At 62.4% G+C, this 15,432-nt stretch carries 13 protein-coding genes; 4 read left to right on the plus strand and 9 right to left on the minus strand.

All coding sequences use genetic code 11. From position 1 onward, the window contains the following. Positions 1-16 precede the first annotated feature (16 nt). Positions 17-1,654, plus strand: a complete 1,638-nt coding sequence (locus tag BN976_RS04205; RefSeq protein WP_036368191.1) for an IS1634 family transposase — start codon at positions 17-19, stop codon at positions 1,652-1,654. Between the two features lie 390 nt (positions 1,655-2,044). Here BN976_RS04205 and BN976_RS04210 read toward each other — a convergent pair whose 3' ends face one another. Then, a complete protein-coding gene (locus tag BN976_RS04210) occupies positions 2,045-3,667 on the minus strand; it encodes a long-chain fatty acid--CoA ligase (RefSeq protein WP_199558899.1) in 1,623 nt (540 codons plus the stop codon). Between the two features lie 256 nt (positions 3,668-3,923). Between BN976_RS04210 and BN976_RS31935 the strand changes: the two genes are divergently transcribed. Then, positions 3,924-4,553 carry a TetR/AcrR family transcriptional regulator gene (locus BN976_RS31935; protein WP_084182190.1) on the plus strand — a complete coding sequence of 210 codons (630 nt, stop codon included), beginning with the start codon at positions 3,924-3,926 and terminating at the stop codon, positions 4,551-4,553. A 14-nt stretch (positions 4,554-4,567) separates the two neighbouring features. On the opposite strand, the gene BN976_RS04220 is transcribed toward BN976_RS31935, so the two are convergent. Then, complete coding sequence (locus BN976_RS04220; protein WP_036368193.1) at positions 4,568-6,070, minus strand: aldehyde dehydrogenase family protein; 1,503 nt, start codon at positions 6,068-6,070, stop codon at positions 4,568-4,570. Positions 6,071-6,216: 146 nt separating this feature from the next. On the opposite strand from BN976_RS04220, the gene BN976_RS04225 reads away from it, so the two are divergent. After that, complete coding sequence (locus BN976_RS04225) at positions 6,217-7,176, plus strand: alpha/beta hydrolase (RefSeq protein WP_036368196.1); 960 nt, start codon at positions 6,217-6,219, stop codon at positions 7,174-7,176. Between the two features lie 23 nt (positions 7,177-7,199). Here BN976_RS04225 and BN976_RS04230 read toward each other — a convergent pair whose 3' ends face one another. Next, on the minus strand, positions 7,200-7,853 hold the full coding sequence (locus BN976_RS04230) for a TetR/AcrR family transcriptional regulator (RefSeq protein WP_036368198.1): 654 nt from the start codon (positions 7,851-7,853) through the stop codon (positions 7,200-7,202). An 81-nt stretch (positions 7,854-7,934) separates the two neighbouring features. Between BN976_RS04230 and BN976_RS04235 the strand changes: the two genes are divergently transcribed. Then, positions 7,935-9,410: a flavin-containing monooxygenase gene (locus BN976_RS04235; RefSeq protein ID WP_036368200.1), complete on the plus strand. Its 1,476-nt coding sequence runs from the start codon at positions 7,935-7,937 to the stop codon at positions 9,408-9,410. Positions 9,411-9,446: 36 nt separating this feature from the next. On the opposite strand, the gene BN976_RS04240 is transcribed toward BN976_RS04235, so the two are convergent. Genes BN976_RS04240 through BN976_RS04265 form a run of 6 tightly spaced genes read right to left on the minus strand, consistent with a single transcriptional unit; the run spans position 9,447 to position 15,426 of the window. Then, positions 9,447-10,202 carry an RsiV family protein gene (locus tag BN976_RS04240; protein ID WP_145977906.1) on the minus strand — a complete coding sequence of 252 codons (756 nt, stop codon included), beginning with the start codon at positions 10,200-10,202 and terminating at the stop codon, positions 9,447-9,449. 39 nt (positions 10,203-10,241) lie between these two features. Then, complete coding sequence (locus tag BN976_RS04245; RefSeq protein ID WP_235621962.1) at positions 10,242-10,871, minus strand: Rv1363c family protein; 630 nt, start codon at positions 10,869-10,871, stop codon at positions 10,242-10,244. 49 nt (positions 10,872-10,920) lie between these two features. Further along, positions 10,921-12,186 (minus strand): MlaD family protein, encoded by a 1,266-nt coding sequence (locus tag BN976_RS04250; RefSeq protein ID WP_036368205.1) that lies wholly within the window; start codon positions 12,184-12,186, stop codon positions 10,921-10,923. Beyond that, positions 12,183-13,253, minus strand: coding sequence for an MlaD family protein (locus BN976_RS04255; protein ID WP_199558886.1), 1,071 nt, complete (start codon positions 13,251-13,253; stop codon positions 12,183-12,185). Before BN976_RS04255 ends, BN976_RS04250 begins: the two co-directional genes overlap by 4 nt. Positions 13,254-13,297: 44 nt before the next feature. Next, positions 13,298-14,398 (minus strand): MCE family protein, encoded by a 1,101-nt coding sequence (locus tag BN976_RS04260; protein WP_036368210.1) that lies wholly within the window; start codon positions 14,396-14,398, stop codon positions 13,298-13,300. Next, entirely contained in the window at positions 14,395-15,426 is a 1,032-nt protein-coding gene (locus tag BN976_RS04265) for an MCE family protein (RefSeq protein WP_036368213.1), read from the minus strand. Before BN976_RS04265 ends, BN976_RS04260 begins: the two co-directional genes overlap by 4 nt. Positions 15,427-15,432: the final 6 nt, after the last annotated feature.

Genomic DNA, 15,432 nt, shown 5'->3' on the forward strand with positions numbered 1-15,432 from the left:
CAGGTACGTTCGTGCGGTGGCGTACGTGCGTAAAGTGCGCACCGCCTCGGGCGCGGTGGCGGTGCAGGTGGCCCGCAAAGACTCGGGCCGAGTGGTGATCCTGGCGCATCTGGGGTCGGCACATACCGATGCTGAGCTGGGCATTCTGCTTGAGCAGGCCAAGGCGATGGTCGTCGGCGGCCAGGCAGCGCTGGATTTCGAAGTAGCCGCACGGGCCCAATCGATGGCCGATGTGGCCGACTTCCGTGCGCAGACATTGATCCCCGAGCGAGCCACACCGACGGTCGCGGCGCCGGTGGTGCCGCCAGGACGCACGGTCGGAGCTAGCTCGCGTCTGCTCTACGACCTCCTCAGTCACGTTTATGACTGGCTCGGCTTCGATACCGTCGGCGATGCGGTGTTCCGGGATCTGGTCATCGCCCGGATCGTTGAGCCGACCAGCAAGCTCGACGCGTCACGGGTCCTGGCCGATCTCGGTGCAGAACTGGTGTCCTACAAGACCATCGACCGCCATGTCCGCAAGATCCACGCCAGCGGTCACCGCGACGCGATCGCCGAGAAATGCTTCGCCTACGCCACCGACTGCGGCGGGCTGTCCTTGATTTTGTACGACGTCACAACCCTATATTTCGAAGCCGAATCCGAGGATTCACTGCGCAAGGTCGGCTACTCCAAAGAACGTCGCGTCGATCCACAAATCGTCGTCGGCCTGTTGGTGGACCGCACCGGATTCCCTTTGGAGATCGGCTGTTTCGAAGGTAATACCGCCGAGACCACCACCATCGTACCGATCATCACCGGTTTCCTGGCCCGGCACAACCTACAGGGCACGCCGATGGTGGTGGCTGCCGATGCCGGCATGCTCTCCCAGAGCAACCTCGCAGCCCTCGATGAAGTGAAGCTGTCGTTCATCGTGGGCTCCCGGATGACCAAGGCACCCGGGGATCTGGAATCGCACTTCCATTGGAACGGTGACGTTTTCACCGACGCACAAATCATCGACACGGTCACACCCCGGCACGGCAACATCAAGGTCAACAACACCAAGGTGCGTGCTGAGCCGGTCTGGAACCCCGACAGCGACGCTGGGGCGTGGCGGGCTATCTGGTCGTATTCGGCCAAACGTGCCCGCCGCGACCAGAAGACCCTCGCAGCTCAGGAAGCCCGAGCGCGAGCGATCGTCTCCGGTGAGAAGAAAGCCAAGACAGCACGATTCGTCACAACCCGCGGTGATGACCGCGCCCTCGACGAAGCCAGCCTGGCCCGCGCTCGATCCCTGGTAGGACTCAAGGGTTACGTGACCAACATGCCAGTCACGGTGATGCCGGCCGCCGAAGTCATCACGAAATACCACGACCTCTGGCACGTCGAGAAGTCCTTTCGGATGTCTAAGTCCGACCTCGATGCCCGGCCCATGTTCAACCGCATGCACGATGCCATCGAGGCACACCTAACCATCGTGTTCGCCGCCCTGGCGGTCTCCCACGTCATCCAGTCCCGCACCGGACTGTCCATCGCCAAAGTCGTCAAGCAGCTACGGCCCCTGCGCTCAGCGACCATCACCATCAACGGCGCCACCCAGACCTTCCCGCCCGAGATCCCCGACGCCGAACGCAAAGTCCTCACCGATCTCGGCTTCAAGCCTGGGTACTAAGCGAAATGTCCAAACTCAGGTCTAATGTTTGCGCCGTATCTGACTGGTCTCGGCCGTTTCACAGGGTTTCGTTCACATACGCGTTCACATGTCGACCAAATTCACTGCCAAGTCCTGCCCATGTATCGGCTTTGGTCGAATCCTGCGCAGTTTCTTCCGGCCTTCAGAGTCAGCCAGTGAGCCAACAGTCCGACCGGGCAGAATGGTTCCCAGTTACACCACGGCCCCGCTCACACCCCGAGCGGGCCCCCGAGGTCCTTGTCGCCGCATTGGCGACCCCGCAAACCCGCCACCGGTCACCGCTCACCCTGACAGTTTCATCCGTGGTGTAGATGATCCGCCGCGATCCGGGTGGAACTCCAAAAACATCGCTGGCGCCAGGTAAGAAAGCTAGGCCCGAACAATTGCGTTGTCGAAATGGCCCTTCGCCAGCATTTGGCGCAGGACTTTCTTATCGAACTTTCCGACCGATGTCTTGGGTACCACTTCGATGAACGCGAATTCCTCAGGTACCCACCATTTTGCAATTCGCTCGCGCAGATGTGCGGCTAGCTCCTCGGCGGTAGCAGCGCCATTCGGTTCGTGGACTACGCACGCCAATGGCCGCTCGCCCCATCGATCATCGGGTTTGGCAATGACTGCAGCTTCCAGCACGTCCGGATGGGCCATGAGCTCGTTCTCAACGGCCAGTGACGGGATCCATTCTCCGCCGGACTTGATTACGTCTTTGGCACGGTCAGCGATGCGGATGTAACCACCCTGCGCGATGGATGCGACATCGCCGGTCCGTAGCCAGCCATCGTGGAATTTATCCGGTGCGGTATCGCGGTAGTAGGCCGACGCGATCCACGGGCCGCGCACCTCCATCTCGCCGGTCGACACACCATCCCACGGCAACTCCGTGCCGTCGTCTGCGACGATGCGGACATCGACGAGCGGAGATACACGGCCGGCGCTGGTTCTGAATCCCCACTCCTCCTCGCCCTCGACACCCGCTGGAGGGATCGCTACTGCACCGAGCGGGCTCGTCTCGGTCATACCCCACGCCTGGACCACACGCACGCCGTGTCGCTCCTCGAATGCCTCCATCAGAGACCGCGGCACCGCAGACCCCCCACAAGGCACCATTCGGAGAGATGAAAGGTCCGGGGAGGCCCCATCCGCAAAGCGGAGGATGTCGTACCAAATCGTGGGAACGCCTGCGGCGAGCGTCACCTTCTGCGACTCAATCAACCCCACGAGTGGTTCTGCCTGTAGGAACTGCGATGGCATGACGAGGCTTGCCCCTGTCAGCCCTGCCGCATACGGCAACCCCCACGCGTTGACGTGGAACATCGGCACAACCGGCAGCACCCGATCGCGGCTACCCACCCCGAACGTATCGGCCATGGATGCAGCCATCGCATGCAGTACCGATGACTTGTGTGAGTACAAAACGCCTTTGGGACTTCCGGTGGTCCCGCTTGTGTAGCAGAGCACTGCGGCGGACCGTTCATCCAGATCGGGATAGGCGACTTCGTCGCCGGCCGATGCGATCAGCGATTCGTAACGAAGGACGTCGCCCAACTCATCGGCGGCACCGTCGCCCACCACCACGACATGTTCCACCGTTGCCAATCGCGGACGGATCGACGCCAACAGCGGAATCAGCGATTCCGAGACAAAGACAATCTTGTCCTCGGCATGGTTAGCGATGTAGCTCAACTGGTCAGGATGCAGCCGCAGGTTCAGCGTATGTAGGACGGCCCCCATGGCAGGCACTGCGAAATACAGCTCCAGGTGCTCCTGGGTATTCCACATCAGAGTCGCCACCCGGTCACCGGGGCGCACGCCGAGGCTGCGCAACGCACCTACGAGCTTGTCCGTTCGCGCAGCCACGTCACCGTACGTCGCCGTATCGAGATGGCCGGGGGAACGCAACGTCGTCACCACACTCGCGGCGTTCACTGTGCGCATCCTGTCGAGGATGGTCTGAACCGTGAGTGGCCGATCGTGCTGCATGAGGCCTTCCAGGACGGGACGGGTCGCTGGGTCCTGAAAACGGCTGGCGCTACCGGAACTCATGAGGGGAGTATCGTCGATCACGCCCAAGAACGTCAACAGCGTGTTGAGTTAACCAACATAAAGGTGTGCAATTCGGCGCACTGACGTGCGGTGCGACACCGAGGCCGATTATCCTCACTGGCGACTCGCCGAAAAGTGCCGGAAATTGCAATAATCGACCGATGCGGCTAGGCAATCACTGTGACAACTGTGCGAGTGCGACACGATGAGTAGTCGTCGGCGTGCCGGATCCGCGGCTGCAAGCGCGTCCGCGCAGAAGCCTTCATTACGGGAAACCCAGAAGGAACTGACCCGGAATCGAGTCATCGAAGCTGCCCTCGAGGTGTTCGAGGAGCGAGATTTCGCCTCGACGACCATGGACGACATCGCGGTTCGGGCGAACCTCAACCGCGGCACCATCTACCTGCATTTCGAGAGCAAGGCAGAGATCCTCAAGGGTGCGATGCAGGGGATGGAACCAGACGAGTTCGAGCTGTTCAAAGAGTTCGGCGCCGCCAAATCACGTCCCGAGCTGGAAGTGACCTACGACCACGTACTCACTTTGTGGAGCCAGATCGGGAAGATCTGGCGCCACGCGCGCGACGCCGCGGCAACCGATGAGACTCTGCGGGAGTGGACAGAAGGGGTCTTCAACCGCCAGGTCCGAAAGGTTCGACAGGTATTCGAGGCGCGCGGGATGAGTGCAGGATCTGCCGAGGTTCGCGCAACGCTCGTCGTCAGCATGTGGAGCGAATTCATGACGCGCTGGGCGGCGAACCCGTCCCCACGTAAACGTAAGGCAACGGTGGCCGCCCTCGCCGACATCCTGGAGGCCGTGCAGTCGGTCCGGAAATAGGCTAAGCCCGCCGATCACCCACCACGGCCGAAGAACAACGCCAGCAGCCGTTCCATCAGGTAGGTGGTGCGTCGCCGGTACGGAAACATGTATGCCTCCCGCTTCATCGCGAACCTGGTCACCAAGATCGTCTGCTGACGGCAGTATTTGCGGATGCCCTCGACACCGTTACGCCCCCCAAGGCCCGACTGCTTCCATCCCCCGAAAGGTGCTCGCGCATCAAGGAAATTGGCGCACGCATCGTTGACGACCGAGGATCCCGCTTCTAGGCGTCGTGCGATGAACTCCCCTTGGTTGACGTCGCGTGTGAAGACGCTGGAGTTCAGTCCGAAGTCGGAATCGTTGGCCAAGGTGATCGCCTCGTCGGCATTTCGGACCTTGACGATCGGCAGGACAGGGCCGAAGGTCTCCTCGCGCATGAGCGCCATGGTGTGGTCCACGTCAGCGAGAAGCGTCGGTTGGAAGAAATTGCCATCCTTGCCGCGATGCCCACCGACCAGCACCCGCGCACCGTCTTGAACGGCTTCCTGTACGTGCCGCTCAACGATGTCGACTTGTCCCGGACCGGTGAGCGAACCGATGTCGACCGTGCCTGCCGCCCCCGGCCCTCCGACGCGCAGATCCTTGACTCGGGCCTCGACCAATTCCAGGAACGCGGCATAAACGGACTCTTCAACATAGATCCGTTCGACCGACATGCACGTTTGCCCCGCGTTACACATGCCTGCATACACCGCGACGTTGGCAGCCCGCTCCAGGTCTGCATCGGCAAGCACAATCATCGCGTCGTTTCCACCCATTTCCAGCGACGCCGGGATTAGCCGTTGGGCCGCACGCACAGCAACTGCCCGGCCAGTCTCGGTAGAGCCGGTGAACTGGATCATGTCTACGTTGTCGACCAATGCCTGCCCGACGTCGCCGGACCCGTTGGCCACCTGGCAAACTCCGGTCGGCACGCCGGCCGCGGCCATGCCTTCTTCCACGATCATCGTTGAGGCGAGTGGCGTCACTTCACTGGGCTTGAGGATCACCGCATTGCCGGCCATCAGCGCGGGTAACGCATCCCCCAATCCCAATACGAGGGGATAGTTCCAGGGAGCGATGACGCCCACGACGCCGCGGGGCTCGTAGCGCGACACCACCCGTCGCCCCGCCAGGAGAAGTTCTCGGGACCACTGACGTTCCTCGCGCAGGTACCCCTCAGCATGACCTGCCCAGAAGCCGATGGCCTTGCACACGTACAGGATTTCGAGCAGTGCGTCCTCGTAGGTCTTACCGCCCTCAGCGCAGACGGCGGCGATCAGCCTGGCTCGGTTGTCGACGATCCACTTTCTCAACTCACGCAAGGCTTTCGCACGTGACCGGAATCCCGACAATTGCCACTGGGATTGCGCACGACGCGCCCGCTCCACGAGGTCACCGACGTCCGAGGGGTCGGTCGTCGGCACCCAACCCACCACCACGCCGTTGACCGGGTTGTACACCGGCATCCTTGCATTCGGGATGTCCTTGCCCATCTGCTATCGACCTCTTTCGGGAAAATCGCGAAGACGTACCGCCGCCGCAACCGCGATCGTACGTCGCACTGTTGCTTTACTCAACGCATTGTTGATTGTAGTTTCTACACCGCCGATCGCGGCCCAACGAGAATGGAGACATACCGATGACCAACAGCGGCCGTTCCGATCTCGATCCCGGCCTCAAACAGTTGCTCAAAGCGGCCCCTATCACCTTCGACTTCGCCGGCGACGGTGTCGAGCGATCTCGGGCTCGATTCAACAAGGCATCCGCGTCTGGCGTCGCGGTGAGCCCCGGCGTCGACAGCACCGACCATTCTTTCGTCGGGTCGACGGGCAACAGGCTCTCGGTGCGCGTCTACCGCCCCCACACTCTCGAGCTGTCCGCCGGCGCTCCAGTCGTACTCTTCTGCCACGGAGGGGGATTCGTGCTCGGCGACCTGGACAGCTACGACGGCTTCTGTAGGCGCCACGCAACGGGCGCTGAGGCCATCGTGGTTGCCGTCGACTACCGGTTGGCCCCTGAACACCCCTATCCTGCGGCAGTCGACGACACCCAGGAGGCCCTGCGCTGGATCCGCCAGCATGCCGACGAGATCGGCGCAGACATCACCAGGCTGGCCGTGGCGGGCGACTCAGCTGGCGGGAACCTTGCGGCAGTCGCGACTCAGATCGCCCGCACCCACAGTGACCCGGCTGTGAGATTCCAGCTGCTGTGGTATCCACTCACCACTTGCGACCTGAACAGCCCGTCGATGACAGAGAACGCCGATGCGCCGATTCTCGGCCTGTCGGCATGCCAGACCCTGCTGAGCTGGTATGCCCCAGGCGTCGATCTCGGCAACCCTCCGCCAACCTTGGCGCCCGCATTCGCGCCCTCCTTGGATGGCCTGCCACCGGCCTTCATCGCGACCGCCGGCCATGACCCCTTGCGCGACGACGGATTCCGATACGCCGAACTACTGTCTGCCGCGGGCGTTCCCGTCCAGCACCATCACGCACCGTCACTCATCCACGGCTATGCCTACTTCGACGGCGTCCTCCCAGCCGCTACACAGGCAGTTGACCGTGGACTGGCGGCGTTGCGGGCTGCGTTGCACAACTGATCCGAGCAGCCCCTTCCGCCGGGTCAATTGGGGTCGACGAGGGCGCTGCCGTAGATGCTGCTGACCCAGATATGGGCCAGCGTGCTCACGGTCCGCTCCGCGGGCACCGAGGCCGGCTCTGACGCGAACGACGCAAGCATGAGCCGTTCGTTCATCAAGTTCAGGGCGATGGCCAGATCCTCGGCCGGCAAGGTGCCCGGGGCCGCGCCGCGTTCACGTTCCGATCGGATGGAAGCCGTGGTGTAGTCGATCCACTTCTGCATGAACTGCGACCATGCTTGCTGAACTTCCGGGTTGTGCGGCCGCATCGCGGCACCGGCCAACATCACCGAACGGTGCGCGCCGAATGTTTCAAACAATGCCTTTATCGCCTGCCACACACCCTCTGGCCTCACGGGCCGGTCGTCCCGGCCACCCAGCGCGGCATCGGCGCGCGCATCGGCCTCGGCGATCACGCGATCAAGCAGGGTCAGCAGAACCGCATCCTTGGAGGGAAAATAAAAGTAGAACGTCGGACGGGAGATGCCGGCGCCTTTAGCCAAGTCGTCCACGGAGATGTCGCTCAGCGGGCGCTCACTAAGCAGGTGCTCAGCCGTCCTCAGGATGGCCAGCTCGCGATCGTCGCCGGATTGTCGGGCCACGCGGCGGCCGCGACCAGCAGGAACAGGCGAACTCATCACCCAAAGACCTTACATGACGTTGATAGAACTCGACGTAGTGTTGACAAACATCAACACGCTGTTGATACCGTCGGTACCATGACCGAACACCTCGACGTTGTGATCGTCGGCGCCGGCATTTCCGGCATCAGCACGGCGTGGCATCTGCAGGACCGCTGCCCGACCAAGAGCTACGTCATCCTGGAACGCCGCGAGAACATCGGGGGCACCTGGGACCTGTTCAAATACCCCGGCATCCGGTCAGACTCCGACATGTTCACGCTCGGGTTCCGGTTCAAGCCGTGGACCTCGGCCAAAGCCATCGCCGACGGGCAGTCGATCTGGAACTACATCAACGAGGCCGCCGTCGAGAACGGCATCGACAAGCACATCCGCACCGGTCACCGGGTCCTGTCGGTGGACTGGTCGGATGCCGACAACCGCTGGACCGTCGACGTCGAGGCCGGCGGCGAGCGTAAACAGATCACCGCCTCGTTCCTGTCGGTGTGCAGTGGCTACTACAACTACGACGAGGGCTACTCGCCCAAGTTCCCCGGTGCCGCGGATTTCAAGGGGCAGATCGTCCACCCACAGCACTGGCCCGAGGAACTGGACTACACCGGCAAGAAGATCGTCGTCATCGGCTCCGGCGCCACCGCCATCACGCTCATCCCGTCGTTGGTGAACGACGGCGCCGGCCACGTCACCATGCTGCAGCGCTCACCGACGTACATCGGGGCGCTGCCGTTGGAGGACCCCGTTGCGGCCAAGGCGAACAAATACCTGCCGAAGAACGTCGCGCACGTGGTCAACCGCTGGCGGGCGATCGCCGTGTCCACCGGCCAGTACCAGGTGGCGCGCCGCTTCCCGCAGGTGTTCAAGAAGGCGTTGCGCGATATGGCGACCCGGCGGCTGCCGGAGGGCTTTGACTACGACAAGCATTTCAGCCCGCGCTACAACCCGTGGGATGAGCGAGTCTGCCTGGCGCCTAACGGTGATTTCTTCAAGACCATCCGGTCTGGTAAGGCCGACGTGGTCACCGACACCATCGAGACCTTCACCGAAACCGGTATCAGGCTGACCTCGGGTACCGAGTTGACCGCCGACATCATCATCACCGCAACAGGGTTGAACATGCAGTTGTTCGGTGGCGCGACTGCCTCGCGTAACGGTGAGCCGATCGATTTGACGAAGACGATGACCTACAAGGGCCTCATGCTCTCCGGGGTGCCGAACATGGCGATCACGTTCGGCTACACGAACGCGTCCTGGACGCTCAAGGCCGATCTGGTCTCCGAGTTCATCTGCCGCGTACTGAATTACATGGATGCCAACGGTTTCGACCGTGTCGAACCGCAGCATCCCGGCGACGCGGTCGACGAGCAGCCCTTCATGGACTTCACCCCCGGTTACTTCCGGCGTGCCATGGATACCCTGCCCAAATCCGGCTCCGAGGCGCCCTGGAAGCTCAAGCAGAACTACTTCTTCGACCTTCGGATGATCCGGTACGGCAAGGTCGACGAGCAATCGCTGCTGTTCACCACGCATCGGGCGGCTATCCCGGCTTCCTCATGATGGCGTAGACCGCCTTCAGTGCGGGGAGCTCGGGTGCTAGATCGCGAGTATGGAGGCAAGGGCGGTCAACGGCACCCGGACGGTGACGGTCCCGCCGTCCATGGACCATACGAACCTGTCACGGGGCCAGGGGTTTTCATGCGCCATCGGCGCATCCGGGAGATAGAGAACCAGTGCATCCTCGGTCACCGCGAACGCCCGGTAATCCCCTGAGTACCCAGACCGGTCGGGCTGCGGTTCCCACTCTTGCGCAGCGAACGGATAAGTCCCCGGATCGTGAGGCGGCGCAGCCTGGTCGAGGGCCGGAATCAGAAACGGTCGCACCAACGGCGGCAACGCTGTCAGCGGATCGACCTCGGGACGGAACAAGTCAGCCAATTGTAGTTGCCTACCGTTGACCATGTCGAAGGTGAACGTTCGGTAGGCCCGGTTCGGCGGAGCACCGACAGTCTGCCAACGCTCTTCGAAGACAACTGATGTCAGCGGACCCCGGGAGAAGCGTTGATAGTCGGCGCTGTAATCGCTGTCACGAGGCATCGACTTGCCGATTTGGCGCCATCCACCGACCAATTCGCTGAGGTATGGCGTGATCACCGCACCGGCCATTGGGCTTTCGAGTAGATCATCGGGAAGTCGTACAGATAGGTCCATCGTGGCCGCACGCTCGGAGGTGAGCGCACCCCGGCACACCCCGTCTCCGCGCGCCCATTGGCCACCCAGCACTGCCGTGCACGTGCGATCGGGTTCTCCAGCGGCAACCGGCGCCGCAATCACTGCCGACACGGTCACCACGATCCCGCTCATGATCCATCTCACCGGAGGTGTCATGGCTTACTTGATGTCGACCTTGCTCGCCAGCCAACGGCCGTCGATCCGTTTCAGGACCATGTTGATCCGGCTCCGGTCGATCCTCGGCTCGGGGTTGGCCCGGTTGCTGATTGACTGGTCGACGAACATGAGCACTTCCGCTGTGTCTTTCGTTGCCGATTTGAGAGCTGCATCGATCACGGTCCCGTGGCTGACGGCCTCATTATCGATCAGAAGTTGCCGCAGTTCCGTTGAGGACTGGCTGTACATATCCTTGAAATCCCCGGTGGCACCATCGAGCACCTGGGCGAAGTTTTCGTCGACGTTGCCCTTGTCAATGGATGTGAGGATGACAGCGTAGCTCTGTGCGGTCGCCAGTGCTTCTCTGCCATTGGCCGTGACTGAGTTCTCTTGCTGGACTTTCCATCCCAGGTATGCCGCCGACGCGATTGCCGCAGCAAAGATCAACGCTCCCCCGGTGACCGCCAATCGCCGCGTCCACCACCCGGCGGTGCGTGCACCGGGTTGGGGCCTGGCCGGCTGGTCATCTACTGGGTCGTCGCCGATGGTTTCGGCAGCATCCTGGGCACGCAGCGCTGTGTCGGTCACATCGGCGTCGGCGGGGGTGTCGTCGTCGATGACGTCATCGAACACGTCTGTTGTGGTTGAGCGTTTAAACATAGGTACTCCTGCTGTTTTGGATTCATTGAGGGGGTTCAAAGGGCAACGGTGGTCCCCCGTAGGGCAGTGGGATGGTGTTGGGTCCGACGGGAGCTGGATCCGTCGTCGCCAGCGGGTCATGACCCGGGGGTGGCCCCGCCGTGTCGTCGCCGGGTGGTCGCGGGGCATTACGCGCGCCTCGGATCAACACGGACGGATCTGGATTGTCGCAGTATGTGTATAGATACGGCTCGACATAGTCGGCCTGTGATGGCGCGCGCCTGGGCAGCCTATAGTCGCAGCTGTATCGCGGGTACGGGTCGACCAGCGTCCACACCCCGCCGTCGCGGGTGGCCGCCGCGACCGCTTCGAGCATCGATCCGCGACTGTCCGGGAACAAGGCCCGCAATGCCGGCACCCGCACATAGGACAGTTGGGCGACGGTCGTCAGATTGCCCAGTAACTGGACCATGGTGTCGGAGTTGTCCGCGAACACCGCATCGAGTTGATGCAGGGGTCCGGTGCCTGTGTCGACCAGGCGCCGGAATCCACCGTCCATTCGGTTGAGGCCACCGAGGACGTCCTTGACGTTCTGTGCGGTGCTCGCCAGGCCCGGCTGAACGTCGGTGATGGTTCCGAACACCAGTCGGCTGTTACGGATCACGCTCACTGTCTCGGGCAGCACTGAATCTAGGGTGGAGATCAGGAATGCGCCTCCATCCAGCAGTGCCGCAAGCTTTTTCGGTCCGTGTTGCCCGACCCGCAATTCCTCGGTGATGACGGCCACCTTGTCCGGATCGATTTGGGCGAGGACGCCTTCGGAATCTGCCAGCAATTCAGCGAACGACACCGGCACCGTGGTCCGCTTCTCGCCGACGACGCTGCCATCGGTCAGGTAGGGGCCGGCGTCGCTGTCTGGCCGGAAATCCAAGTACTGTTCACCTGCCGGTGACAACGCAGACACGCGTACCGCGGTGTCTTGGGGAATCTGCGTCCTGCTGTCGATCAAAGCCAACGCTGTCACCGTTGCACCTTCGAGGTTCACGGCGGTGACCCGTCCGATCGGGACGCCCCGCAACGTCACATCCTGGTTTGCCAGCAGTCCGCCGGACTCCGGCAACACCACCTGGACCAGAATCTGTGAGCGGGTGGGGTTCACCCTCAGGGCTACCACCACGACATAGGCGATCGCCACTATCAGCACCAGGATCAATCCGGCGAAGGCAGTGAGCGAGCGTCGCCTTGCCAAGCGGCGGACGGTGTCGACGACAAGGCGCGCGCCGAACTCGAACGGGTTGGTCGTGCTCATGATCTCGGTCCATAGATTCGGTCCAGCAACAGATTCCACTCGTAGCGCAAGCTGCCGATCATGGAATGCCAATCCGTTCCATCCGGTCCGTGCATGGTCGGGTCACCGGGGTAGTTCTTGTCCGGCAGCGCTCCGAGTGCAATCCGCACGACGTCGGCGGTGCCGCGAAATGAGGTGGACCCGACCATGTCCAAGACAATGGGCAGCAGCCGGTTCACCGGCACGATCGACAGATTCGGATCGGTGGCGATCGTGTTGAATGCAGCGGACAGCCGGTTGAGGTCGGCAATGAGGCTGCGCGTATCGGTACCCTGCAGCGACGGGAACCGTGACAGCTGACGGGTGGTCCGCGCAATCTGGTCGACCACGTCGACGATCTGTGCGGTGTTGTCGGAAACAACTCGGGTGGCGGGTCCGGCCGCGGCGATGGCCCGGTTCAGGCTGTCCTGTTGGCGCGATACGGTGGTCGCCAATGCTGAAGTGCTCTGCAGCGCGGCTTTGATCTCTGTCGACCGCTCATTCAGCCGCGAGATCAGGGCACTCGATTCGTCCAGCAATGTCGCGACGCTGGCTCCGTGCCCTCCGACTGCGGCGCCCGCCCCGTTGAGTAATGTCGTCAGGTTCCTGATCACACCACCGTTCACCATTAGCGCAGCCGAGCCGAGCACCTCCTCGATTGACGCCCCACCAGCGGTGGACTCCAGCGGGATGGTGTCCCCCGCCGTCAATTCGGCGGCGTGCGCACCCCGGTTTTGGCCCGGATTAATTGCGACGAACAAGTCGCCCAACGGGGTTGCCGAACGCAACTCTGCGGTCACACCCTCCTGAAGGCGGACATCGGATCGGATCTTCATGCCCACTCGCGCTGTGAACTGTTCCGCCCGTATCGAGTTCACCTCGCCGATATCTGCACCGTTCAACTTCACCTTCGCCTTGGCCGGAAGGTTCAGGGCATTAGTGAAAACCGCGGTCAGCGGGTACGTGTCGGAACTGGACGGCCCTGCCAAAGGCAACGACTCCAGACCTAGCCCGCAGCCTGAGACGGCTAAAGCGGTGATTGGCGTCATCGCGCATCCGAACGCGCGTCGCGCAGATATCCTCCGAACGTTCATCAGCGCGCCCCCGCCATCAACTCGAGCATGCCGGTAACCCCGAAGTCGGGACCGTAATCCCTGACTGTTCCGGTTGCACAACCGAGTTGCGTCTTGTTGATCAGGTTGCAGACCTCTTTTCCGAACTGACTGTCGAACAAAATCTTGTCCGCGAGCGCATGCATGCGCAGTACGCCGGCATTCGGGTCGGTGATGTTGTAGACGTTGTCGATCGCCAGCGGTGCGACATCGAAGAACTCGGCCAGTTCACGCTGATAGTCGACCATGGCGCGGGTGATCGTCACCGCGTCAGCAGCGGTGTCCTTCAGAGTGTCGCGATTTTGCTCGAGCAGCGATGTAGCTTGCGCAATGATCTCGTTGACCTTGGCGCCAGTCGTCCCGGCGCCAAGATTCTCGTCAGCCACCAACTGGCTGAGTTGGTGCACGTGGGAGCCGAATTCGCGAATTGCGCCGTCGTTGTCCGCTGCTTCCTGCGTCAGCACGGCCAGGCTCTTGACTACCGCCTGGATGTCCCGTTGACTCTGTGCTCCGTCGTCGGTCCCCAGGCGTAACGCCTCAGAGAGTTCGTTGAGTGCGGCCCTGATATCGTGCCCACGTCCTTGGGTGGACTCCGCCCCGATGGCAATGAGATCCGCGACCGGACCCCCACCCTGGCCATCGCCGCGCAGCGCGGTCATCAGCTTGTCGACCATGGCCAACGTGCGGTCGAACTCTACGGGTGTACGGGTACGGCTCTGGCTCAATACATCTCCGTTGCGGAGCTTCGCACCGCCGCGGTACGGCGGAGTCAGCTCGACGTGCCGATCGGTGAGAATTGAGGTGGAGACGGTCACCGCCTGTACGTCGGCAGGAATCTCGACACCGGCGTCTATTTCCAGCTCGACCTCGACGTACGTGTTCTTCGGGGTGATGCTGGCCACCGTTCCCACCGGCATCCCCAACACTGCCACCACGTTTCCTTCGTACAGGCCAACGGTATCGGCGAACTGCGCGGTCACCCGCATGGGCCCGGATTCGCTCTGCCGGGTGACCAGCCCTGCGGTGAGGACGAGGCTCACGACGCCGAGCGCGACGGTTATTGCTGTCAACCGCCGGCTCATTCGCAGTCCTTGAAGTACTCGACGAGGTTGAACTGCTCGGCCCGTCCACTGATCGCGCACATCCAGGAGTCGATCAGCGGGCCTGCGGGCAATGTGGCATCGGCAGCCATACCACTTCCTGTCACGTTGGCGATGTTGCGCATGGGTATGGGCAGGACCTGCAGTACATTGCGAAACAGGTCATCGTGTGAGGCAATCATGTTGGCGAAATCCCGCACGCTGAGCAGCAGCTTGTCAAGCCCGGGCCGGCCGTTGAGCACCTTGTTCAGTGTGTCGACCAGCGCGGTGGCACTGGCGAATAGTCGGTGCATTGCTTCCCGCCGCGTCGTGATCTCAGCAAGCAGGGAGGCGCCCTGCGTGATGATCGCACCGATGTTCGCCTTCTGGTCTCGGATCATCGTCGTCAGCTGTTCGGTGCTGATCAACAGCGTCTTGAGCTGGTCGCGCCGGTCGGAGATGACCGATGCGAGGGACCGCAGATTTGTCAGCGCTCTTGGCAGAGCGTCGGGAACACCGGTGAGGCTGTGCGACAACGTCGTCAGTGATTGCGCGATGCGATCTGCGTCGACCTGCTCGAAGGTCGATGTGGCGTCGGCGAGGGTTTCCTGCAGGTTGTAGGGCACGCTTGTGCTGGCAAGGGGGATGTGCCGGTTGTCCAGGCCGCCGTCGCCTGCCGGAGACAGTTCGAGGTATCGCGAGCCCAGGAGCGTGGTGAGCTTGATGGCGGCATGCGTATCGGCGCCGAGTCGCACATTGTCGCGCACGGTGAACGTGACGCGCACGCGATCGCCGGCCAGTTCCAGCGTGTCGACGTTGCCGACCGAGATCCCGGCGATGGTGACGCGGTCGCCCGAGCGGAGCTGGGCGGCCTGCCCGAACTCCGCTGAATAGCGGGTCTTTCCGGGTTCGAGGGCGCCGATCGCGAGGACAACGGATACCAGCAGCACGATGACAGCCAAGGCGATGGTGCCGAGCCAGACCTTGCTGAACGAATCGATCGGACGCTTGAGCGTGATTTTAGGAAGCATGATCTT

This window comes from Mycolicibacterium austroafricanum, assembly GCF_000612725.1.
Lineage (GTDB): Bacteria > Actinomycetota > Actinomycetes > Mycobacteriales > Mycobacteriaceae > Mycobacterium > Mycobacterium austroafricanum.